Annotated in this window: 22 protein-coding genes; 20 read left to right on the top strand and 2 right to left on the bottom strand. The window is 72.5% G+C overall.

The window, feature by feature from the left end:
- Window positions 1-82 precede the first annotated feature (82 nt).
- From ftsH to lysS, 11 genes are all read left to right on the top strand, one after another.
- Window positions 83-2,035, top strand: a complete 1,953-nt coding sequence (gene ftsH / locus K6U06_RS21630) for an ATP-dependent zinc metalloprotease FtsH (protein ID WP_316044741.1) — start codon at window positions 83-85, stop codon at window positions 2,033-2,035.
- Window positions 2,032-2,649, top strand: coding sequence for a GTP cyclohydrolase I FolE (gene folE, locus K6U06_RS21625; RefSeq protein ID WP_262324059.1), 618 nt, complete (start codon window positions 2,032-2,034; stop codon window positions 2,647-2,649). The genes ftsH and folE overlap by 4 nt, the downstream gene beginning before the upstream one ends.
- A gap of 89 nt (window positions 2,650-2,738) precedes the next feature.
- A complete protein-coding gene (folP, locus tag K6U06_RS21620) occupies window positions 2,739-3,533 on the top strand; it encodes a dihydropteroate synthase (protein WP_262324058.1) in 795 nt (264 codons plus the stop codon).
- Entirely contained in the window at window positions 3,530-4,054 is a 525-nt protein-coding gene (locus K6U06_RS21615) for a hypothetical protein (RefSeq protein ID WP_262324057.1), read from the top strand. Before folP ends, K6U06_RS21615 begins: the two co-directional genes overlap by 4 nt.
- A gap of 13 nt (window positions 4,055-4,067) precedes the next feature.
- On the top strand, window positions 4,068-4,478 hold the full coding sequence (gene folB / locus K6U06_RS21610) for a dihydroneopterin aldolase (protein ID WP_262324106.1): 411 nt from the start codon (window positions 4,068-4,070) through the stop codon (window positions 4,476-4,478).
- Between the two features lie 61 nt (window positions 4,479-4,539).
- Window positions 4,540-5,034 (top strand): 2-amino-4-hydroxy-6-hydroxymethyldihydropteridine diphosphokinase, encoded by a 495-nt coding sequence (folK, locus tag K6U06_RS21605; RefSeq protein WP_262324056.1) that lies wholly within the window; start codon window positions 4,540-4,542, stop codon window positions 5,032-5,034.
- Window positions 5,035-5,185: 151 nt separating this feature from the next.
- Entirely contained in the window at window positions 5,186-6,049 is an 864-nt protein-coding gene (gene panC / locus K6U06_RS21600) for a pantoate--beta-alanine ligase (protein WP_262324055.1), read from the top strand.
- A complete protein-coding gene (locus K6U06_RS21595; protein WP_262324054.1) occupies window positions 6,046-7,668 on the top strand; it encodes an L-aspartate oxidase in 1,623 nt (540 codons plus the stop codon). Before panC ends, K6U06_RS21595 begins: the two co-directional genes overlap by 4 nt.
- A gap of 13 nt (window positions 7,669-7,681) precedes the next feature.
- Complete coding sequence (gene nadC, locus K6U06_RS21590) at window positions 7,682-8,527, top strand: carboxylating nicotinate-nucleotide diphosphorylase (protein ID WP_262324053.1); 846 nt, start codon at window positions 7,682-7,684, stop codon at window positions 8,525-8,527.
- Between the two features lie 4 nt (window positions 8,528-8,531).
- Window positions 8,532-9,323 carry a type III pantothenate kinase gene (locus tag K6U06_RS21585; RefSeq protein WP_262324052.1) on the top strand — a complete coding sequence of 264 codons (792 nt, stop codon included), beginning with the start codon at window positions 8,532-8,534 and terminating at the stop codon, window positions 9,321-9,323.
- Window positions 9,324-9,331: 8 nt separating this feature from the next.
- The gene (lysS, locus tag K6U06_RS21580) at window positions 9,332-10,789 is read left to right on the top strand and encodes a lysine--tRNA ligase (RefSeq protein WP_262324051.1); all 1,458 of its coding nucleotides are present in this window, start codon (window positions 9,332-9,334) and stop codon (window positions 10,787-10,789) included.
- Here lysS and K6U06_RS21575 read toward each other — a convergent pair.
- On the bottom strand, window positions 10,786-11,772 hold the full coding sequence (locus tag K6U06_RS21575; protein WP_262324050.1) for a polyprenyl synthetase family protein: 987 nt from the start codon (window positions 11,770-11,772) through the stop codon (window positions 10,786-10,788). The two genes, lysS and K6U06_RS21575, sit on opposite strands and share 4 nt — an antisense overlap.
- A 275-nt stretch (window positions 11,773-12,047) precedes the next feature.
- Between K6U06_RS21575 and K6U06_RS21570 the strand changes: the two genes are divergently transcribed.
- The 4 genes from K6U06_RS21570 to disA all read left to right on the top strand — a co-directional run bounded on the left by K6U06_RS21570 (window position 12,048) and on the right by disA (window position 18,226).
- Window positions 12,048-14,549, top strand: a complete 2,502-nt coding sequence (locus K6U06_RS21570; protein ID WP_262324049.1) for an ATP-dependent Clp protease ATP-binding subunit — start codon at window positions 12,048-12,050, stop codon at window positions 14,547-14,549.
- Window positions 14,550-14,649: 100 nt separating this feature from the next.
- Complete coding sequence (locus K6U06_RS21565) at window positions 14,650-15,483, top strand: LppM family (lipo)protein (RefSeq protein ID WP_262324048.1); 834 nt, start codon at window positions 14,650-14,652, stop codon at window positions 15,481-15,483.
- 98 nt (window positions 15,484-15,581) lie between these two features.
- Entirely contained in the window at window positions 15,582-17,072 is a 1,491-nt protein-coding gene (radA, locus tag K6U06_RS21560; protein WP_262324047.1) for a DNA repair protein RadA, read from the top strand.
- Between the two features lie 107 nt (window positions 17,073-17,179).
- Window positions 17,180-18,226, top strand: a complete 1,047-nt coding sequence (gene disA, locus K6U06_RS21555; RefSeq protein WP_410051121.1) for a DNA integrity scanning diadenylate cyclase DisA — start codon at window positions 17,180-17,182, stop codon at window positions 18,224-18,226.
- Between the two features lie 15 nt (window positions 18,227-18,241).
- On the opposite strand, the gene K6U06_RS21550 is transcribed toward disA, so the two are convergent.
- Entirely contained in the window at window positions 18,242-18,901 is a 660-nt protein-coding gene (locus tag K6U06_RS21550) for a Crp/Fnr family transcriptional regulator (RefSeq protein ID WP_262324045.1), read from the bottom strand.
- Between the two features lie 91 nt (window positions 18,902-18,992).
- On the opposite strand from K6U06_RS21550, the gene K6U06_RS21545 reads away from it, so the two are divergent.
- The 5 genes from K6U06_RS21545 (at window position 18,993) to sigH (ending at window position 22,724) form a co-directional block, all read left to right on the top strand.
- Window positions 18,993-19,472, top strand: a complete 480-nt coding sequence (locus K6U06_RS21545; protein WP_262324044.1) for a CarD family transcriptional regulator — start codon at window positions 18,993-18,995, stop codon at window positions 19,470-19,472.
- Window positions 19,473-19,497: 25 nt separating this feature from the next.
- The gene (gene ispD, locus K6U06_RS21540; protein ID WP_262324043.1) at window positions 19,498-20,157 is read left to right on the top strand and encodes a 2-C-methyl-D-erythritol 4-phosphate cytidylyltransferase; all 660 of its coding nucleotides are present in this window, start codon (window positions 19,498-19,500) and stop codon (window positions 20,155-20,157) included.
- Window positions 20,154-20,642, top strand: coding sequence for a 2-C-methyl-D-erythritol 2,4-cyclodiphosphate synthase (ispF, locus tag K6U06_RS21535; protein ID WP_262324042.1), 489 nt, complete (start codon window positions 20,154-20,156; stop codon window positions 20,640-20,642). The genes ispD and ispF overlap by 4 nt, the downstream gene beginning before the upstream one ends.
- Window positions 20,643-20,875: 233 nt before the next feature.
- On the top strand, window positions 20,876-21,676 hold the full coding sequence (gene rlmB, locus K6U06_RS21530) for a 23S rRNA (guanosine(2251)-2'-O)-methyltransferase RlmB (RefSeq protein ID WP_262324041.1): 801 nt from the start codon (window positions 20,876-20,878) through the stop codon (window positions 21,674-21,676).
- Between the two features lie 388 nt (window positions 21,677-22,064).
- Window positions 22,065-22,724, top strand: a complete 660-nt coding sequence (gene sigH / locus K6U06_RS21525; RefSeq protein WP_262324040.1) for an RNA polymerase sporulation sigma factor SigH — start codon at window positions 22,065-22,067, stop codon at window positions 22,722-22,724.
- Window positions 22,725-22,842 lie beyond the last annotated feature (118 nt).

The raw sequence follows: 22,842 nt of genomic DNA, 5'->3' as shown, positions 1-22,842 counted from the left end.
AGCACGCTCCGGCAGGTGCCGGCGGGGACGGGGCCGAACAGCACGGGGATATGACCGTGGTCGCAGCTACCCTCTCCCAGGCATGAGGCGCATCCTCCGCAGCCCCTACAGCTGGGTCGCCGCCGTGCTCTTGGTGGTCGTGGTGGTCGTGGTGGCTACCCGGGGCGGCACGTCGCGGGTGACCATCGCCACCGGCAGCTACCAAAAGATGCTCTCCGCCGGCAAGGTGTCCACCGCGGTCATCCACGACGGCACCGACCGGGTCACCGGGACCCTCGTCGGCGGGCAGGCCTACACCGTGTCTTACCCGGATCGGTTCACGGCCCAGATCACCGCGGAGGTGGCGGCGGCGGTCCCCGACTTCCAGACCACCCACGCCCACCCCAACCCGTGGCTGGACTTCCTAGTCAACGGGGGGATCCCGATCTTGCTGGTGATCGGCCTGGCGGTCGTCGTGCTAAGCGGCGTTCAAGGCGGCGGGTCGAAGGTGATGGCGTTCGGCAAGGCCAAGGCCAAGACCGCGTCGAAAGACCAGCCCAGGGCGACATTCGCCGATGTCGCCGGCGCCGACGAGGCGGTCGCCGAGCTGCAGGAGATCAAGGAGTTCCTCGAGTCGCCGGCCCGGTTCCAGGCGCTCGGCGCCCGGATCCCGAAGGGGGTCCTGCTGTTCGGCCCGCCCGGGACCGGCAAGACGCTGCTGGCCCGCGCCGTCGCCGGCGAGGCCGGCGTGCCGTTCTTCTCCATCTCGGGTTCCGACTTCGTGGAGATGTTCGTCGGGGTGGGGGCCAGCCGGGTCCGGGACCTCTTCGAGCAGGCCAAGGCCAACGCCCCGGCCATCGTCTTCATGGACGAGATCGACGCGGTGGGCCGCCACCGGGGCGCCGGACTCGGCGGCGGCCACGACGAGCGAGAGCAGACCCTCAACCAGCTGCTCGTGGAGATGGACGGCTTCGACACCCGCGGCGGCGTCATCCTCATCGCCGCCACCAACCGGCCCGACGTGCTCGACCCGGCGCTCCTGCGGCCCGGGAGGTTCGACCGCCAGGTCGTCGTCGACCGCCCCGACCTCAGCGGCCGGCGCGCCATCCTCGAGGTGCACGCCCACGGCAAGCCGCTCGGCACCGGCGTCAGCTTGGACGTGCTGGCCAAGCGCACTCCGGGGTTCACCGGCGCCGACCTGTCCAACCTTCTCAACGAGGCCGCTCTGCTCGCCGCTCGGCGCAACCTGCGCCAGATCGGCATGAGGGAGTGCGAGGAGGCGATAGACCGGGTCATCGCCGGCCCCGAGCGCCGGACGCTGGTGATGAGCGACGCCGACAAGCTGGTGACCGCCTACCACGAGGCCGGCCACGTCATCGTCGGCCACGCCCTTCCCCACGCAGACCCCATCCACAAGGTGTCCATCGTCGCCCGCAGCCGGTCGCTCGGGCTGACCTACACGCTCCCAGAGGACCGCTTCAACCACTCCCGCTCGCAGCTGCGCGACGCCATGGCCATGTGCCTGGGCGGTCGCAGCGCCGAGGAGTTGGTGTTCCAAGAACCGACGACGGGAGCGGAGAACGACATCGAGAAGGCCACACGCGTCGCCCGGGCCATGGTGACCGAGTACGGGATGAGCGACGTCCTCGGCCCCCAGCAGCTCGCCGCGCCGGGCGGGGCTGAGGTCTTCCTCGGACGGGACCTCAACCAGCACGTCGCGTACTCCCAGGAGGTCGCCGGAGCGATCGACGCGGAGGTCCGGTCGTTGATCGACGAGGCCCACCACCGGGCCACCGCGATCCTCACCGCCCACCGGCGCACCCTCGACCGACTGGCCAGGGAACTCGTAGAGCGCGAGACACTCGATACCGTCGAGCTCATGGCCATCATCGGCACCATGCACGCGGGGGACGCTCCCGCCCCGCTCCGAGCGACCCGCCGCCCGTTGAAAGCCGACCGCCCGTCGCGGCCGGCGCCGGCGTCGGCGCCCCACCCGGCGCCCGCCGCACGCCGGGGCCGGAGCACCGCCTCCCGGCGCAAGGCCGGCGAGCAGTGACGGCCGTCGAGGACCGCAACGGCGCCGACCAGGGCCAGCCCAACGTCGTCGACTTGGACCGGATCGCCGGCGCGGTGCGGGAGATCCTGAGCGCCATCGGGGAGGACCCCGACCGCGACGGCCTCCTCGACACCCCGATGCGGGTGGCCAGGATGTACCAGGAGATCTTCTCCGGCATCGGTGACGACCCCGGACGTCACCTCACGGTGACCTTCGAGGCCAACCACGACGAGATGGTGATGGTCCGCGACATCCCCTTGTACTCGGTGTGCGAGCACCACCTGGTTCCGTGGTACGGGCACGCCCACGTCGCGTACGTCCCCGGGTCCGACGGTCGCATCACCGGCCTGTCCAAGCTGGCCCGCCTGGTCCAGGGCTACGCCCACCGTCCCCAGGTGCAAGAACGGCTCACCGCCGAGGTCGCCGACACCCTTCAGCAGGTCCTCGACCCTAGAGGCGTGCTGGTTGTGGTCGAAGCCGAGCACCTGTGCATGTCGATGCGGGGAGTGCGCACCCCCGGGACCACCACGGTCACCTCCGCGGTGCGGGGCGTGTTTCGCGACAGCGTCGCCACCCGCAGCGAAGCCATGGGATTCCTCCGCTCCAGTCGCTGACCGCCCGGCGCGGCGCCGGAGGGCGGGCGACGGCGGAACAAACCGGCCGGCCCCCGGTCCCGGTCCGGCCGCCCGGGTAACCTTCGCCCGTGGTCCTCGTCATGGGCGTGTTGAACGTCACCCCCGATTCCTTCTCCGACGGGGGCCGTTGGTTCGACCACGCCCTCGCCATCGCCCATGGTCGCCGGCTCATCGCCGACGGCGCCGACATCATCGATGTCGGCGGCGAATCGACCCGCCCCGGTGCGGAACCCGTCGCCGAGGAGGAGGAGTTGCGCCGGGTGCTGCCCGTCGTGGAGGCCCTCGCCCCGGAGGTTGAGGTGTCCATCGACACCCGCAAGCCAGCGGTGGCGGAGGCCGCGCTGGGCGCCGGCGCGCGCATCGTCAACGACATCTCCGCGTCGCTGTGGCCGGTCGCGGCGGCCGGGGGCGCCGGCTGGATCGCCATGCACTGCCCGGCCGACCCGTCGGTCATGACCGCCCACGCCCGTTACCGCGACGTCGTCAGCGAGGTCGCCGACCACCTGGTCCGGCGGGCGGAGCAGGCCAGAGCCGCCGGCGTGGAACGGATCTGGATCGACCCGGGGATCGGCTTCGCCAAGACCGCAGCCCACAACCTGTCGCTGCTGCGGCACCTCGACCGGTTCGTGGCGACGGGCTGGCCGGTAGCGGTCGGGACCAGCCGCAAGAGCTTCCTCGGGGCTCTCGCCGCCGGCCCGGACGGTCTCCCGGCCCCCGTCGACGACCGCCTGGAACCGTCCCTGGCAACGGCCGCGTGGGCGCTGACGCAGGGAGCCGCGATGGTCCGGGTCCACGACGTGCGGCCCACGGCGCAGCTGGTCCGGATGTCCACGCCCGAGTTCGCCGGGGTCGGTGCCCGATGAAAGGCAAGTGGGCCAAGGGGATCCCGCCCCGCTTCTTCGCTTGGATCATCAAGGACCAGCTGGCGGTCAGCGAACGGCCCGGCGGCTACGCCCGCAACCACCGCAAGGTCCGCCGGCAGGAGGAGATCCTGTGGCTGCGAGGCGAGGGCTTCACGCGGGTGGTGTCTCTGCTGCCGTCGTCGCACAACCTCCACGCCTACGACGAGCTGGAGATGAGGTGGTCCCACGTGCCTTTCGGGCCCCAGGACGACCCGATCCTCGTGCTGCCCGACCTCTACAGCCAGATCAGGGCGTGGCTGGCCAGCGGCGAGCGGATCCTGATCCACCAAGAGGAGCTCAACGACCGCCTGATGGGCGTGGTCGCCGGGTACCTCCGCTGGTCGGGGATGGTCCCCTCCAGCCCCCAGACCATCGCGGTCATCGAGCGGATCTTGCACCGCCAGATGGGACCCGCCGGCCGCGAGCTGGTCGCCGCGGCCCCCGAGCTGCCCGGTCACGCCGCCGAGCCGCTCGGCAGCTGAGCCTGGCCGCGTGATGGGAGAAGCGACCGAGCCGGTCCGGAGCGTCCCGACCGGCGCCCCCGACCGCATCGAGCTGCGGGCGCTGCGGGTCCTCGGCACCCACGGGGTGCTCGAGGAGGAAAGGCTCCGGGCCCAACCCTTCGAGGTCGACGTCGACCTCCACGCCGAGCTGTCCGCTGCGGGCCGCAGCGACGACCTCGACGACACCGTCGACTACGGCGCCTTGTGCCAAGCGGTCGCCGACGCCGTCGCCGGTCCCCACGCCGATCTCCTCGAGCACCTAGCCCAACGGGTGGCCGACGCGGTGCTCGGCGCGGCGGGGCCTCGGGGACTGGCCGTCGACGTCACCGTGCGCAAGCTGCGCCCGCCCGTGCCCCACGACCTCGGCTCCTCCGCAGTGACGGTCCGCCGCCGCCGACCGTGAACCGCGGCCAGAGGACCGGGCCGGGCGGCGCTGCGGCGGTCTCGGCTGCTGGCGGCGCCGCGTGACCGCCGACGCCGACGCCGCCACCGCGCCGGCGGGGCGGGCGTTTTTGGCCCTCGGGTCCAACCTGGGGGACCGCCGGGGCAACCTGACCCTGGGGGTGTCGCTCATCCCCGATGTCGTCGCCGTGTCGCCGGTGTATGAGACCGCCCCCGTCGGCGGCCCCGACGGGCAGGGTCCGTTCCTCAACTGCGTGGTGGAGGTCCGCACCGCTTTGTCGCCGATGCAACTCCTAGACGTGGCCCAAGCGGCCGAGGCGGCCGCCCACCGGGTGCGCCTCGAGCGGTGGGGGCCGCGCACCCTCGACGTCGACGTCCTCCTCGTCGGCGAGGACGGGGAGCGTGTCGTGGACACCCCGACGCTGACCGTGCCCCATCCGAGGATGTGGCAACGCGGCTTCGTGCTGGTCCCCCTCGCCGACCTCGACCGCCGGCTGGTCGGCGACCGCCTCACCCCCGAGCTTGCCCTCGGCGTGGTGGCGGCCGGTAGCGTGTGAGGCACCGAACGGCCGAGCCGCGGTGCGACCGGGAGGCCCGGCCGCCCGCAGCGGGGCCCACCACCCAGCGAACGGCACCCCCGACAGGGGCCGGAACGTCTGTGAGGATCCGAGTGCCCGCTCCACGACCCATGCCCACAGGACCGACCGCGTGGAGCTGATCACCGACCCCGTCGCCTGGCGCGACGCAATGGACGCGGCCCGCCGCGACGGTCACCAGGTCGGCCTGGTGCCGACCATGGGCGCCCTCCACGCCGGGCATCTGTCGCTCATCCGGCGGGCCCGGGCCGACTGCGGGGTGGTGGCGGTGACCAACTACGTCAACCCGCTGCAGTTCGGCGCAGGGGAGGACCTCGCCGCCTACCCGCGGGACCTGGAGGGTGACGCCCGCGCAGCCGAGTCGGTCGGCGCGGACGTCATGTTCGCCCCGTCGGTCAGGGAGATGTGGCCCGAGGAGCCTCGCACCACCATCCACGTCGGGGGCATCTCCGAGGTCCTCGACGGCGCGTCCCGCCCCGGCCACTTCGACGGGGTGGCGACCATCGTGGCCAAGCTGCTGGCGCTGGCCGGGCGGTGCTGGGCGTACTTCGGGGAGAAGGACTTCCAGCAGCTGGCCGTCATCCGCCGCCTCGTCGACGACCTGTCGCTGCCCGTGTTCGTCATCGGCTGCCCGATCGTGCGGACCACCGAAGGGCTGGCCCTCTCCAGCCGCAACGCGTACCTGACCCCCGACGAGCTGGCGGTGGCCCCGGCCCTCTACTGGTCGCTGCTCGCCGGCAAGCGGGCCGTCGAGGACGACGGCGAGACCGACCCGGCTGCGGTCGTCGACCGGATCGAGGAGGCGCTGGGCCGCGAACCGCGCTTCGAGCTGGACTACGCGGCGGTGGTGGACCCCGCCACCTTCGACGTGCCGGGGCGCATCGAAACCCCGGTCCGCCTGCTCGTCGCGGCCCGCCTGGGCCGGGCCCGTCTCATCGACAACCTCCCGGCCAGCCTGCCCGGGAGCGCCGAGTGACCGGGTCACGGCCGGGCGGCCCGGACATGGACCTGCTTATCGTCGGCAGCGGCGTCGCCGGCCTGTCGGCCGCGGTGCGGGCCATGACCCTCGAGCCGGGGATCCGCGTCGGGGTGGTGTCCAAAGCCGAACTGTCGGTCTCGGCCACCCAGTGGGCGCAAGGTGGCGTCGCCGCGGTCCTCGCCGGCGCGGCCCGCCCGGAGGACAGCATCGACCTGCACATCGCCGACACGCTCGCCGCCGGCGCGGGGCTTTGCGACGTGGCCGCCACCCGCCTCCTCGTCACCGACGGCCCCGACGCCGTCCGGGACCTGGTCCGCCAGGGCGCCACCTTCGACCGGGATCCCGACGGGGCGCTGGCCCTGGCCCGGGAGGGCGGCCACTCTGCGGCGCGGGTGGTCCACGCCGGCGGCGCGGCCACCGGCGCCGAGATCGAACGCACCCTGGTCGCGGCCACCCGGGCGCTGGCCTCCGAGCTGCACGAGGGGTGGTACGCGCTCGACCTGCTCGTCGAGCGGGGTGCCTGCCGGGGCGTCGTGGCCCTCGACCCGGCCGGCCGGCCCGTGGCTCTGCGCGCCGCGAACACCCTCTTGGCGACCGGCGGCGCCGGCCAGATGTTCTCGGTGACGACCAACCCGCCGCAGTCGACCGGCGACGGGCCGGCCATGGCCCGCCGGGCCGGGGTGACGGTGGCCGACGTCGAGTTCATGCAGTTCCACCCGACCGCCCTCCACGACAGCAGCGTCCCCCGGGCGCTGCTCTCGGAGGCCCTCCGCGGCGAGGGGGCGCTCCTCCGCGACGCGTCGGGCCACCGTTTCGTGGACGAACTGGCCCCTCGCGACGTCGTCAGCCGGGCCATCACCCGCCGGATGCTGGAGGAGGGCGGCGAGCACGCCTGGCTGGACGCCACCGGCATCGACGACTTCGCCCGTCACTTCCCGACGCTGATGCCGCCGCTGCGCCGCTTGGGGATCGACCCGGCGAAGGACTGGCTGCCGGTGGCTCCCGCCGCCCACTACCTCTCCGGCGGGATCGTCACCGACCTCGACGGGGCGTCGACGCTGCCGGGCCTGTGGGCGGCGGGGGAAGCGGCCTGCACCGGCGTGCACGGCGCCAACCGGCTGGCCTCCAACTCGCTGCTCGAAGGCATGGTGTTCGCCGCTCGCGTCGTGGATGCGCTCAGGGCGGGGAAAATGGGGCCGTCGCCGACCGGCGTGATGGCGTCGATCCTCGAGCCCGGCGCCCACCCCGATCACCTGCCGGCGGTCCCGCTGGTGAACACCGCGACGCCCGGCGCGCTCCGCCCGCTCGGGGGCCCGGACCCGGCCAAGGCCCGCGAGCACCTGCAGCGCAGCATGACCGTCGGCGCCGGCGTCGTTCGCTCCGAGGCGTCCCTCTCCGAGGTCGCCTCGGAGCTCTCGTCGCTCTCCGGGCCCGGCGCGCCGGTCCCGCCTGACCCGGCGGTGCCCACCGCCGCGCAGGCCGAGCTGGGCAACCTGGTCACCGTCGCCGCCTGCCTGGTCGACGCCGCGTTGGCCCGCCGGGAGAGCCGAGGCGCCCACAGCCGCTCCGACTTCCCCGAGCCGCTCGACGCGCAGCGGGTCCGGTACACCCATTGAACGGGAGCTGCACATGAGCTGGATCGACCCGCCGGTGAGCGCGGTGCGAGAGGTCGTCGCCCGGGCCCTCGCCGAGGACCTCGGGGTCCTCGGCGACCTGACCGCCACCTTGGTGCCCGACGACGCGACGGTCACCGCGGTGGTTACCTCACGCGCCGACGGTGTGCTGGCCGGGCGGTTGTCGGCGGCCCACGCCTTCGCCGCGGTGGACCCCGCCATCGACGTTTCCTGGTCGGCTGTCGACGGCGACCGCCTCACCGCCGGCCAGGCGGTGGCCTCGGTGGAGGGGCCGCTGGCTTCGGTCCTCACCGCGGAGCGCACCGCCCTCAACCTCCTCGGCCATCTCTCCGGGGTGGCCACCCTGACCCGGCGCTACGCCGACGCGGCCGGGCCGGCCACCAAGATCCGCGACACCCGCAAGACGACGCCTGGGCTGCGTGCACTGGAGAAGGCCGCGGTGCGCGCCGGCGGCGGCGTCAACCACCGAGGGTCGCTCTCCGACGGGATCCTGGTGAAGGACAACCACCTCGCCGGGCTGCCGATCGCCGGCTTGGTGGCCGCCGCCCGGGCCCGCTGGCCCGGCCAGTCGGTGGAGGTCGAGTGCGACACCATCGAGCAGGTCCGCGCCGCGTGCGCGGCGGGCGCCGACATGGTCCTGGTCGACAACATGACTCCCGCGCAGGTCGCCGAGGCGGTCGCCGCCGTCGGGGGGACGATCCCCGTCGAGGTCTCCGGCCGGGTAACCCTCGACACCGTCGCCGCCTACGCGGCCGCCGGCGCCGACCTCATCGCCGTCGGGGCCCTCACCCATTCCGCGCCGGTCCTCGACATCGGCCTCGACCTCCTGCAGGAGCGTTAACACGATGCTCGTCGCCATCGACGTCGGCAACACCCAGACCGTCGTCGGGCTCTTCGCCCCCGGCGACGGGCCCGGCGGCAGCAGCCATCAGCTGCTGCACCACTGGCGGGTCTCGACGGTCGCCAACCGCACCGCCGACGAGCTGGCGTTGCAGATGCACCACCTCTTCGAGCTGCGCGACCTCGACCCCGGGGAGGCGATCACCGGTGTGGCGGTGGCGTCGGTGGTGCCCCGGCTGCGCACCGCGCTGCGGGAGATGACCGACCGCTGGTTCAAGGTCAACACGGTCATCGTCGAGCCGGGCATCAAAACCGGCATGCCGATCCTCTACGACAACCCTCGGGAGGTCGGCGCCGACCGGATCGCGGACGCGGTCGCCGCCTACGACCTCTACGGCGGCCCGACCATCGTGGTGGACTTCGGGACGGCCACCACCTTCGAGGTGGTCTCCGAGAAGGGCGAGTACCTGGGAGGGGTCATCCTGCCCGGCATCGAGATCTCCCTCGAGGCGCTCTTCGCCCGGGCCGCGCTGCTGCCCCGGGTGGAGCTGGTCGAACCCCGCTCGGTCCTGGCCAAAAACACCGTCGAATCGGTCCAGTCCGGCGCCATCTACGGCTTCGCGGCGCAAGTCGACGGGCTGTGCCGGCGCCTCGAGGCAGAGCTGGGCCCCTGTACCGTCGTGGGCACCGGCGGCCTGGCCGGTCTCATCGGCCCGGTGTCGGAGGCCATCGAGCACCACGAGCCGTGGCTCACCCTCTACGGACTGCGGATCATCTACGGCCGCAACGAGCGTTGAAAGGCACCATGACCGACGTTCCGTACCGTTTCGACCGCAACGCGACCGCCGCCGGCCTGGCCGCTGACTACGCGGACCTCGGGATCGGCGAGGAGACCGGCGTGACCGTGCGCGTCGCCGGGCGGCTGATGCTGCGCCGGGACCAGGGCCGGTTGACCTTCGGGACGCTGCGGGACTCCTCCGGGGCCATCCAGCTCTTCGCCGGCGTCAAGTGGACCGCGGACTACGACTCCTTTTCCCACCTCAACCTGGGCGACTGGATCGGGGCGGAGGGGGAGGTGGTGCGCACCAGGACCGGCGAGCTGTCGGTGAAGGTGACCTCCTGGGTGCGCCTCGCCGAGGCCCGGCGCAGCTTCGGTGACAAGTTCCGGGGGATCACCGACGTCGACTTGCGCTACCGCCAGCGCTACGCCGACCTGTGGGCCAACGAGGGATCCCGCGACACCCTCCTTGCCCGCAGCCGGATCATCTCCGCGACCCGGCGCTGGCTCGAGGACCGCGACTTCGTCGAGGTCGAGACCCCGATCTTCCATCCCATCCCCGGTGGTGCCGCGGCCCGGCCGTTCACCACCCACCACAACGCCCTCGACGTCGACTTGTACCTGCGAATCGCCCCCGAGCTGTACCTCAAACGGCTGGTCGTCGGCGGCTTCGAGCGGGTGTTCGAGATCGGACGGGTCTTCCGCAACGAGGGTCTCTCCCCCCGCCACAACCCCGAGTTCACGATGCTCGAGCTGTACCAGGCCTACGCCGACTACGGCGACATGATGGAGCTCATCGAGTCGCTCGTCGCCCACCTGGCCACGGTCATGCTCGGCACCACCTCGCTCGTGTACGCCGGCCGGGAGCTGGACCTGTCGACCCCGTGGCGGCGGGCGTCGCTGAGCGACCTGGTCGAGGAGCAGACCGGCCGGCGCTACACCATCGAGACCCCCATCGACGAGCTGCGAGCCGCGGCCGGCGGCTACGGCATCCCCGTGAGCGGCGCGTGGGGTCCGGGGAAGCTGCTCCTCGAGATCTACGAGAAGACCACCGAAGCCGCCCTGTGGGGCCCGGTGTTCGTCACCGACTACCCCAAGGAGGTTTCCCCCCTCGCCCGGGACCACCGCGACCAGCCGGGGATGGTCGAGCGCTTCGAGGGGATCGTCGCCGGCCGGGAGCTGTGCAACGCGTTCTCCGAGCTGATCGACCCCGACGAGCAGAAGGCCCGCTTCGAGGACCAGGCCCGGGCCCGGGCGGCCGGCGACGACGAGGCGATGGCCGTCGACGCCGACTACCTGCGGGCGCTGGAGTACGGCCTGCCGCCGACCGGCGGCCTCGGGCTCGGCATCGACCGCCTGGTCATGCTGCTGACCGGCGCGGAGGCCATCCGCGACGTCATCGCGTTCCCGACGCTTCGCCCGGAGGCGCCCGAGGCGCCTGACGGGCCGGCTGGCGGCCCCGACGAGGCGGACCGGGCCGGCTAGGCCAGGTCGAGGTCGTCGAGGAGGCGATGCCCCAGCCCGTCGAGCTGAGCCACCGCGTCGGCGTCGGCGTGGCGGGCCAGCGGGCGTAGGGCGTCGTCGGCCCGGTCGGCCCACCGCCGGGCCGCGCTCACCGACAGGCTGACGGCGTCGGTGCCAAGGATCAGGTCCCGGGCCTTGTCCCGGGCCGGGCCGTCCAGCGGTCCGCCGAGCAGGGACCTCAAGTCATCGCCCACCCCGGGCGCCACCAGGGCGCGGATCACCGGGAGGGTGTAGGTCCCCTCCACCATGTCATGCCCCGCCGGCTTGCCGAGCACGTCGTCGGTGCTCACCAGGTCCCGGATGTCGTCCCAGATCTGGAAGGCCATGCCGAACGCGTGCCCGAACGCGGTGAGGGCCTCCACTGCGGGCGGCGAGCCCCCCGCCGCCAGCGCACCGATGCGCGACGACGTCGCGAGCAGCGACGCGGTCTTGCCGGCGATGGCCCGCTCGTAGGCCTCCTCGCTGCGGTCCGGGTTGAACGCCGCCTCCAGCTGCGCGACCTCACCCTGGCACAGCTGCCCGATCGTCCGGGCCAGAAGCGCCGCGACCTCGGTGCCCAGACCCGCCGCCAGCTCCGACGCCCGGGCCAAGAGAAAGTCGCCGGCGAGGATGGCGACCAGGTTGCCGTAACGGAAGTTGACGCTAGGCACGCCCCGGCGGGACTCCGCCTCGTCCATGACGTCGTCGTGGTAGAGCGATCCGAGGTGGACCAGCTCCACCGACACCGCCCCCTGCAGCACGTCGGGCGTGGCGTCCACGCCGCACACCGCGGCGGACGCCAGGACCAGCACCGGCCGCAGCCGCTTCCCGCCGGCCGCGACGAGGTGACCGGCCACTTCGGTCAAGAACGGGTCCTCGGTCGTCACCGCGTCGCGCAGCGCGCCTTCGACCAGGCGGAGGCGGTCCTCCAGACCTGGGAGGCGGAACTGGGCGACGAGGTTCACCGTCGAGGACGATACGGCATACCCGGGGACAACGACGAAACCCGCCTGCCGAGGCGCCCCGGGTGGGCCCTTTTTCCCCGATGCGCGCCGCCGCGTCCGCTCACCGACGCCGTACCCTGCACCCACCACCGCCGGTCCCCGCGATCACACCAAGTGCGGCGATAGCCCGGGCGTCGAACGCAAGCCGGGGGCGGTGGGTACACTTACGGGACGGAGGACCAGAGGTGGGCACCACCCGCTAACGGACCTACAAGCCGCGCAGGGAGGCGGTCCACTTGTTCGAACGTTTCACTGACCGAGCCCGCAGGGTGCTGGTGTTGGCCCAAGAGGAAGCTCGGCTCCTCAACCACAACTTCATAGGCACCGAACACATCCTCCTGGGTCTGATCCACGAGGGTGAGGGTGTCGCCGCCAAGGCCCTGGAATCTCTCGGGATCAGCCTCGAGGCCGTTCGCGAGAAGGTCGAGGAGACCATCGGCCCAGCCGGGTCCTCCACGACCGGCTCCCCGCCGTTCACGCCCCGAGCCAAGAAGGTCCTCGAGCTGTCGCTTCGCGAGGCCCTGCAGCTCGGGCACAACTACATCGGCACGGAGCACATGCTCCTCGGCTTGGTCCGCGAGGGGGAGGGCGTCGCCGCTCAGGTGCTCGTCAGCCTCGGAGCCGACCTGTCCCGAGTCCGTCAGCAAGTCATCCAGCTGCTCTCCGGCTACCAGTCGCCGAGCGGTGGCAAGGAAGGTGCCGCTCCCGGCGCCGGGACCGCCACCAGCCCGGAGACCCCGACCGGCTCCCCGGTGCTCGACCAGTTCGGGCGCAACCTCACCCAGCTGGCCCGCGACCGCAAGCTGGACCCGGTCATCGGGCGCGACCGCGAGATCGAGCGGGTCATGCAGGTCCTCTCCCGACGGACCAAGAACAACCCGGTCCTCATCGGCGAGCCTGGGGTCGGCAAGACCGCCATCGTCGAGGGCCTGGCCCAAAAGATCGTGTCGGGCGACGTGCCCGAGACCATCAAGGGCAAGCAGCTCTACACCCTCGACCTCGGGGCGCTGGTCGCGGGCTCCCGCTACCGCGGCGACTTCGAGGAGCGCCTCAAGAAGGTCCTCAAGGAGATCCGCACCCGCGGGGACATCATCTTGTTCATCGACGAGCTGCACACCCTCGTCGGTGCGGGCGCGGCCGAGGGTGCCATCGACGCGGCCTCGATCCTCAAGCCGATGCTCGCCCGCGGCGAGCTGCAGACCGTCGGGGCCACCACCCTCGACGAGTACCGCAAGCACCTGGAGAAGGACGCCGCCCTGGAGCGCCGTTTCCAGCCGATCAAGGTCGACGAGCCGTCGCTGCCCCACACCATCGAGATCCTCAAGGGTCTCCGGGACCGCTACGAGAGCCACCACGGCGTGACCATCACCGACCAGGCGGTGGTCGCGGCCGCCAACCTGGCCGACCGTTACATCGCCGACCGGTACCTCCCGGACAAGGCCATCGACCTGATCGACGAGGCCGGCAGCCGCCTGCGGATCCGCCGCATGGCCACCCCGCCCGACTACAAAGCGATCGAGGACGAGATCCTCCGGGTCCGCAAGGACAAGGAGCTCTCCATCGAGAAGCAGAACTTCGAGCAGGCCAAGAAGTTCCGCGAGAAGGAAGAGGAGCTCCTTCAGCGCAAGGCCGCCAAGGAGCAGGAGTGGAGGGCCGAGGGCGTCGATCTCTTCGACGTCGTCGACGAGGAAGTCATCGCCGAGGTCCTGGCCAACTGGACCGGCATCCCGGTCTACAAGCTGACCGAGGAGGAGACCGCCAAGCTCCTGCGCATGGAGGACGAGCTCCACAAGCGGGTGATCGGCCAGGAGAACGCCATCAAGGCGGTGTCCCAGGCCATCCGCCGCACCCGCGCCGGTCTGAAGGACCCCAAGCGCCCCAGCGGCTCGTTCATCTTCCTCGGCCCCTCCGGTGTCGGGAAGACCGAGACGGCCAAAACCCTCGCCGAGTTCCTCTTCGGCGACGAGTCCTCGCTGATCATGCTCGACATGTCCGAGTACATGGAGAAGCACACCGTCAGCCGCCTGGTCGGGTCTCCTCCCGGGTACGTCGGTTACGAAGAGGGCGGTCAGCTGACCGAGGCGGTGCGGCGCAAGCCGTTCTCGGTGGTCCTCTTCGACGAGATCGAAAAGGCCCACCCCGACGTGTTCAACACCCTCCTGCAGATCCTCGAGGACGGTCGCCTGACCGACTCCCAGGGGCGTTCGGTGGACTTCAAGAACACCGTCATCATCATGACCTCCAACCTCGGCACCGCGGACCTCCGCAAGGCGTCGGTGGGCTTCGCCAAAAACGACGAGGCGGTCACCTACGAGAAGATGAAGGTCAAGGTCAATGAGGCGCTCAAGGCCCACTTCCGGCCCGAGTTCCTCAACCGGATCGACGACGTCATCGTCTTCCACGAGCTGACCAAGCCCGAGGTCACCGAGATCATCGATCTCATGATCAAGCGGGTCAGGGAGCAGCTCGAGACCCAGGGGCTGGGCTTGGAGCTGACCCAGGAGGCCAAGTTCTACGTGGTCGACAAGGGCTACGACCCGACCCTCGGGGCCCGGCCGCTGCGCCGTGCCCTGCAGCGCCTGGTCGAGGACCCGCTGTCGGAGAAGATCCTGTGGAAGGAGTTCCGCGCCGGCGAGACGATCATCGTCGACGTGGAGGGCGACGAGGTGGTGTTCCGCTCCGTCGAGGGGCTCGAGCCCCCGCCCGTCGAGCTGGCCGGCGCCGGCTCCGGCGAGTAACGCCCACCCGACACCACCCTCAGCACATACCGCTCGCACCAAGGACCCCCGGCCCCGGCCGGGGGTCCGGCGCGTACTTCCTGCCGCTAGCCTCGCCCGGATGCGGCGGCGGGCTGTAGGGCGAGGGCGGCGGTCGCTGACGGCTGTCGCGGTCGCGCTGCTGATCGCGTTGGCGTGCGCGTCGTGCCAGGCCAGCGCCCACGTGTCGGTAGCGGTCCGGCCCGACGGGTCGGGCACCGTCACGGTGACCGTCACCCTCGACCCCGCCGCCAACACCGCGGTCGGCGGTCTGGCCAGCCAGCTCGACACCGCCGGCCTGGCAGCCCAAGGGTGGGCGGTGGGGCCGGTCACCGCCACCGCCGGCGGTGGCGCGTCGGTCGCCGCGGCCCACCGCTTCGCGACGCCAGCCCAGCTCTCCGAGGTGGTGGCGTCGATCGCCGGCAGCGGGGGCACGCACGTCGTCGAGCTGGCCTTGCGGCGCACCCACAGCCTGTGGCAGGACCGGTCCACCCTCACCGGCAGGATCGACCTGTCGTGCGGGGTCGGGTGCTTCGGTGACCAGGGACTGACCGGCCCGACCGGCTCGCCGCTCGGCTTCGACCCGGCGGAGGCCGCCGCCCAAGCCGGTGTCCAGCCGGCCCAGGCCCTCAGCCTCCGGGTCGGGGTCGCGCTCCCTGGGGCGCTGCGCTCCACCGACGCCACGTCGCGCAGCGGCGGCCAGCTGGAGTGGTCCGCGCCGCTCGGGGATCGTCTGGCGCTCGACGCCACCACCCGCACGTGGAACACCGGCGCCATCACCGCCGCGGCGGTCGCCGCTGGTGTGCTGCTGGTGGTCCTGGTCGGGTTGGGGTGGCTGTTGTGGCGGCGCCGCCGGCGCCCGAGGGGAGCCCACAGCCGGCGGCCCCGGGCGCCCGCAGGGTCCCGGGGGGGCTGATCCCCGGGATGGTCACACCGGGTCTCTAGGGTGGGAGCCGTGCGAACGTGCGTTCCCTTTCCTCGTCGGGGTGGTCATGCGGGTCCCGAGGCCGGCGCGTGAGCCGGGCCCGGACCCTGCACCGCTGCCAGGAGTGCGGGGCGGTCACCCCCAGGTGGGCGGGCCGCTGCCCCGGTTGCGAGGCGTGGGGCAGCCTGGTTGAGGAGGTGGAGCCGGTCCGGGCCGCCGCCGGCCGGCCGGCTTCGATCGCCGCCCCCGTCGCGTTGGCCGACGTCGACGGCGGCGCCGGCGCCCCGTCGGCGACCGGGATCGACGAGCTGGATCGGGTGCTCGGCGGCGGCCTGGTCCGCGGCTCGGTCACCCTCGTCGGCGGGGAGCCGGGGGTCGGCAAGTCCACGCTCCTCCTCCAGACCCTGGCCAGCCTGGCCTCCCGAGGTTGGAAGTGCCTGCTGGTGTCGGCCGAGGAGTCCGCGCAGCAGGTCCGCCGCCGAGCCGGGCGGCTGGGCGCGGTCCGGCCGGGGATGTGGCTGGTCGCGGAGACGTCGATGCCCGGCATCCGCGCCGCAGTCGCCGATCTGGCCCCCGACGTGGTGGTGGTCGACTCGGTGCAGACGGTGTGGGACCCGGAGCTGGGCTCGGCGCCCGGCTCGGTGGCCCAGGTCCGAGGCTGCGCCCAGGCACTGACCGCCATGGCCAAGGCCGACGGCCCGGCGGTGGTCCTCGTCGGCCACGTCACCAAGGACGGGACGCTGGCCGGCCCCAGGGTCCTCGAGCACGTCGTCGATACCGTGCTGACCTTCGACGGCGAGCGTCACCACGCCCTGCGGCTCCTGCGCAGCGTCAAGCACCGCTTCGGACCGACCGGGGAGCTGGGCCTTTTCGAGATGGGCGACGCCGGCCTGAAGGGGGTGCCCGACCCGAGCGGCTTGTTCCTCGGCGACCGCCGCCAGGGGACGCCGGGCTCGGTGGTCTTCCCGTCGATGGAGGGCTACCGGCCGCTGCTGGTGGAGTTGCAGGCGTTGGTGTGCGAGTCCACGCTGGCCGCGCCCCGCCGGTCCGTTTCGGGGCTCGACGCCAGCCGCCTGGCGTTGCTGGTGGCGGTCCTCCAGCAGCGGGCGGGGATCAACTGCCTGCCGAGCGACGTGTACGTCTCCGCGGTCGGTGGCGTGCGGGTCGTCGAGCCCGGCGCCGACCTGGCGGTGGCGCTGGCGCTGGCCTCGGCCCGCACGGGCGTGGCCCTGCCGCCGGACCTGGTGGTGCTCGGCGAGATCGGCCTCGGCGGCGAGATCCGTCAGGTCGCCCACAGCTCCCGGCGGCTTCGGGAGGCGGCCCGGCTCGGGTTCTCCACGGCGGTGGTCCCCGCCTCGGCGCCCGATGAGCCCGGCGTACGCCTGCGCCGGGTCGGTTCCCTGGCCGAGGCGGTGGCCACGGTCCTAGGCGCCGGCCAGCCTGCCGGGGCCGCCGGGGCGGGGAGGGGCTCCTCCGCCCGGGACGGGGGAGCCACCCGCGACGTCGGGCACCGGGGCGCCTTGCGGGCCGCGGCCGGTGGTCCGCCCGCGGCGGCCGCAGCGGCCGCCCTGCTCGACTGACGGGCCTGTCCGCTCGGTGACGGGCGGTTACCGCCGGGGTATTCGGATGCCGGCAGCGCCGGCGTCCGACTACCCTTCCTACAGTGCTGGACGAGGCCCGGGCCGCCATGATCGAGGCCCTCGCGGCGGTGGCCCCGGGCCGCCCGCTGCGAGCCGGCCTGGACCGCATCTTGCAGGCCAGCAAGGGAGCGTTGATCGTCGTCGGTGACGGCCCCGAAGTCCTCGACATCTGCTCGGGCGGCTTCCTCCTCGACGCCGAGTTCAGCCCTCAGCGCCTCTACGAGCTGGCCAAGATGGACGGCGCGATCATCCTGGCCCCCGACGCCAGCCGCATCGCCCGGGCCAACGTCCACCTGGTTCCCAACCCCAACCTGGCCACCACCGAGACCGGCACCCGGCACCGCACCGCAGAGCGGGTGGCGCGGGCGGTCGCGGTGCCGGTCATCGCAGTGTCAGAGGACCTGGCGGTCATCACGGTCTACCGTGGCGGCCACAAGCGGGCGCTGGACCCGGTGGCCAGGGTCCTCGGGCGGGCCAACCAGGCGCTGCAAACCCTCGAGCGCTACCGCAACCGGCTCGACGCGGTGACCAGCAGCCTCTCGGCGCTGGAAGTCGAGGACCTGGTGACCACCAAGGACGCGGTGACCGTCTTGCAGCGAGCCGAGATGGTCAGCCGCATCGCCGACGAGGTCGAGGGCTACATCGTCGAGCTGGGCACCGACGGCCGGCTCGTGCACCTCCAGCTCGAGGAGCTCATGGGCGGCGTCGATGACGACCGCCGTCACGTGATTCGCGACTACGTGGTCGACGGGGACCCGGGCGCGGCCGAGGGGGCGCTGCGCGCCCTGGCCAGCTTGAGCACCGAGCGCCTGCTCGACCTCGGCGCGGTCGCCGGGATCCTGCACCTGCCCGCCGGCGGCGACGTCGACGCCAGCCTGGTCCCGAGGGGCTACCGGCTGCTGGCCAAGGTGCCCCGCCTCCAAGAAGCCGCCATCGACACCCTGACGGCCCGCTTCGGGAACCTGCAGAAGCTGATGCGGGCCACCGTCGAGGACCTCGAGGCGGTCGACGGCATCGACGGCACCACCGCCCGGATCGTCAAGGACGGCCTGGCCCGCCTGACCGAGTCGTCGATCCTCGACAGCTACAGCTGAGCCCAGCCGCGGCCGCTAGCGGGCCCGCTGCGCCAGGCGGTCGCGCTCGATGATCCGGTAGCGGCGGTCGATCTGGTCGATCCACCCGAGGCGGATGAACGCGGCGATCGCCTTGTTGACCCGCTCGCGCGACGCCCCCACCAGGCCGGCCAGCTCCTCCTGGGTGATCGGCAGCTGGAACTCGTCGGCCTCCCCGGCCAGCTCCAGCAGCCGCTTGGCGGTGCGGCCGGTCACGTCCAAGAACACCGCGTCGGCCAGCGCCGAGTCGGTGCTGCGCAGCCGTTGGGCCAGGAGGCTGACGACGTCCCAGAGCAGCTCCGGGCGGGCGTCGAGCGCCTCGCGGACCAGGTGGTAGGGGAGGCGGAGCAGCTCGGAACTCTCCAGCGCCCGGGCCGACGCGGAGCGCTCGCCTTGATCGAACAACGGCATCTCGCCGAAGAGGTCCCCGGCCTCCATGAGCGCCACCAGCGACTCGCGCCCGTCGGGGGAGCGGCGACCGACCGCGATGCGCCCGGAGCGGACCACGAACAGCTCGTCGGCCGACGCCCCCTCGGAGAAGATCACCTGGTTGCGGTCGCAGCGCAGCGGCCGGGCCCCGGTCAGCAGCCGCTCGAGCGCCGCCTCGTCGAAGGCCGAGAACAGATCAGAGCGGGCCAGAAGCGCGAGGTCGTCCATGCTGGGAGGCAGACTAACCCGCGAACGGCCCTCGGGCCCGGGGTCCTGTACCCTGGAACGACCCCCCAGCCGTACCATTCCCGGGAGCACCATGCCGTTCGACGTCGGAGACAAGGTCGTCTACCCCCACCACGGGGCTGCCGTGGTGGAGCGGCGCGAGTTCAAGGAAGCGTTCGGCGAGAAGAAGGAATACCTCGTCCTCCGCTTGGCCTACGGAGACCTGGTGTTGATGGTCCCCGCCGACAACACCGACGAGGTCGGGTTGCGCGAGGTCATCAACGACGAGGAGGTCGAGGAGGTGTTCGCCGTGTTGCGCAAGAAGGACGTGCGGATGCCGACCAACTGGTCCCGGCGCTACAAGAACCACGTGGAGAAGCTGAAGTCCGGCGACATCTACCAGGTCGCCGAGGTGGTCCGGAACCTGTCCAACCGTGACAAGGACAAGGGTCTGTCGGCGGGGGAGAAGCGGATGCTCAACCGGGCCCGGCAGATCCTGGTCTCGGAGCTGACCTTCGCCATCGGCGTGTCAGAGGTCGAGGCGGAGAAGAAACTGGACGACGCGCTGCCGTAGGCGGCGCGCAAGGGAGCTGAGCGTCGTGGAGGCCTGGGCGGTCGTCGTGGCCGGCGGTATCGGAACCCGCTTCGGGGCCCGCAAGCAATACGAGTCGCTGGCCGGGCGCCCGGTGCTGGCCTGGTCGCTGGACCAGGCGCGCCGCTGCTGCACCGGTGTAGTCCTGGTGGTGCCGGCCGACGACATCGGGCGGCGGGAGTGGCCGGCTGACCTGGTCGTCGCCGGCGGCGCCAGCCGCTCGGCGTCGGTGCGCGCCGGGCTCGAGGCGGTGCCCGCCTCCGCCGGGATCATCGCGGTTCACGACGCGGCCCGGCCGCTGGCGCGCGACAGCATCTGGCACGCCGCTCTCGACGCGGTCCGCCGGGGAGCCGACGCGGCGATCCCGACCGTGCAGGTGACCGACACCATCAAGCAGATCCAACCCGACGGCAGCCTCCTGACCCTCGACCGCAGCCGACTGGTGGCGGTCCAGACCCCACAGGCGTTCCGGGCGTCGGTGCTGCGCCAAGCCCACGCCAGCGGCCGCGACGCCACCGACGACGCGGCGCTGGTGGAGGCGATCGGCGGGACCGTCGTGCGCGTCGACGGCGCGCCCGACAACCTCAAAGTCACCGACCCCGGCGACCTGGCGGTGGCCGCCACGCTCCTCGGCGAAGGCACCCTGGCCCCGATCGACCGCCGGTGAGCGAGCCGCTCGGGCCCTGGCCCCGCGTCGGGCTCGGCTTCGACGTCCACCCCTTCAGCGACGACCCCGCCCGCCGGCTGGTCCTCGGCGGCGTTGCCATCGAAGGCCCCGGCCTGGCGGGCCACAGCGACGCCGACGTGGTCGCCCACTCGGTCGCCGACGCCCTCCTCGGCGCGGCGGGCATGCAGGACATCGGCACCCACTTCCCCGCCTCGGACCCGGCGCTGGCCGGGATCGACAGCATGGACATCCTGGCCCGGGTCGTGCTCATGGTCGGCTCCCACTTCCACATCGCCAACGTCGACGCCAAGGTGGTCCTCGAGTCGCCGCGGCTGGCGCCCCACCGCGATGACATGCAGCGTCGCTTGAGCGACGTGGTGGGCGCCCCGGTGGCGGTCACCGCCAAGCGGGCCGAGGGGCTTGGCACCATCGGCCGGCGGGAGGGCGTGGCGTGTTGGGCCGTGGCCCTCGTGGTGCCCCGGTGACCCCTTCGGGGCGGGGCGGCGCCGGGCGTGGCGGTGCTGGGCGTGGCGGTGCTGGGCGTGGCGGTGCTGGGGCTGGCGGCGCGGGCCGTGCTGGGGCCCGACGTGACAGTCCGGCGGGTAGCGGCGCCAGGAGCGAGCGGGCTGGGAGCGACAGCCGGCAGGGCCGCGCTGGTAGGGCCCACGACGGGGGACAGGGCAGGGCCCGCGGCGAGCGGACCGCGGCTCCCGGCGGGGTGGGTCGCGCCGGTGGCGCCCGATCCCGGCGGGCGGCGGATGGAACCGGCGACGGTCTCGGCGGGGATCAGGTCGAGGGGCGCCAGGCGGTCCGGGAGTTGCTGCTCGCTGGCCGCCGGCGGGTCCACCAGGTGCTGGTCGCGGAGAGCGACGACGGTCCGCTCGGCGCCTTAGCGGAGCTGGCCCGGGCCCGGGCCATCCCGGTGCACGCCGTCGGCCGGGGCCGGATCGACGCTCTGGCGGCCACCGACGCGCCGCAGGGCGTCGTCGCAAACGCCGATCCGCTCGTTGCTGTGGACCTTGACGAGTTGATCCAACCGCCGGGCGAAGCGGCGGCGATGCTGGTAGTGCTCGACGAGGTCACCGATCCCCACAACCTCGGCGCGGTCATGCGCAGCGCCCTCAGCGCCGGCGCCACCGGTGTTGTGCTCGGCCGGCACCGCTCCGCCCGCTTGACCCCCTCGGCGTTGAAGGCGGCCGCCGGTGCCGCTGAGTACCTGCCCGTCGCGTTGGTGACCGGGATCCCCGCCGCGCTCCGGACGCTGTCGGAGGCCGGCGTGTGGACGGTGGGCCTCGACGCGGACGGGCCAACCAGTCTCTGGGAGCTGCCGGTCGCCAGCGAGGCGGTCGCCATCGTCCTCGGAGCGGAGGGCCGGGGCTTGTCCCGGCTGGCGAGGGAACGCTGCGAGGTGGTGGCTCGGGTCCCGATGCTCGGCCCACTCGACTCGCTGAACGTTTCGGCGACCGCCGCCCTGGCGTGCTTCGAGGTGGCCCGCCGCCGGGCCGCCGCTTCGGCCTGACAACCCCGACGCCGACCCCCTCAGCCGGCTCTGCGCCCGCCAGCCCCGGCCACCCCGGGATGACTAGTCCCATGTGCGTGTCTCGCGGCTGAGCCAGCAGACCCGGCGGCCGGTCCCTCCTAGGGGCCGGGCCATGCGGGCCGTTGGTGGCCCGCACCGACGATCTGCTGGCCCGCACGGGCCAAGTTACCCGACAGTCATCAGCTTTGACCGGTTTTGAGCGGTTTGCCAGCGGTGACAGCGCGTCAGCCAACGTGGTGACAGTTGACACAGGACAGCGGCTCTAGCTACAAGTAACTAGTCCGTTGTGACCAGTCGTTCAACCTCACAGCGGACGGACCCGCACCCTCCGTCGCAGCCCTCCATCGCACCACCCAGAGGTGTCACCATGGCAATCCGCTCGATCTACCAGCCGCTCACCGACCAGACCGACGAGGAGCTCGTCGCTCGCTGGCAGGGAGGTGACGAGGTCGCCCTCGAGGAGCTCCTCCTCCGCTACCGCCGCTTCGCCCGGGCCAAGGCGAGGACCTACTTCCTGGTTGGCGCCGACGCCGACGACATCGAGCAGGAGGGTCTGATCGGGCTGTACAAGGCGGCCCGCGACTTCCAGGCTGATCGCCAGGTGTCGTTCCGGGCGTTCGCCGAGCTGTGCGTGACCCGGCAGGTGATCAGCGCCATAAAGGCGGCCACCCGCCAGAAGCACCAGCCGCTCAACCGCTACGTGTCGATCAGCGCGGCGCGCGGCGGGGACGACGCCGCGGAGCGCACCGTGGAGGACCTCCTCGACGATCACCGCATCGCCGACCCGGCCGACGAGGTGATCTCCCGCGAGCAGCTCGGCGCCATGCGGGCCACCGTCGCCGGCGCCCTGTCAGGCTTCGAGGTCGAGGTCCTCCGTCTCTACGTCGAGGGCACCTCGTACCAAGAGATCGGCCTGCGTCTGGGCCGTCATGTCAAGTCGATCGACAACGCCCTCCAGCGCATCAAGCGCAAGTTGGATCAGCAGCTGCGGGCGGACCCGACCGAGGACCTGGCGCTGGCCAGCTAGGACACTGTTGAACAACCCACGTTTTCCGGGTTCAGCGACTCGGGTTCACGAGCGAGGGGCATCCGGGTGTGACTGACCGACGAACCGGTCGTTGTGAGCGCCGTTTTGTGGGCGTGGT

Source organism: Acidiferrimicrobium sp. IK, assembly GCF_025499425.1.
Taxonomy (GTDB): Bacteria; Actinomycetota; Acidimicrobiia; order Acidimicrobiales; family Palsa-688; genus Acidiferrimicrobium.
This window is presented reverse-complemented; position numbering and strand designations above follow the sequence as displayed.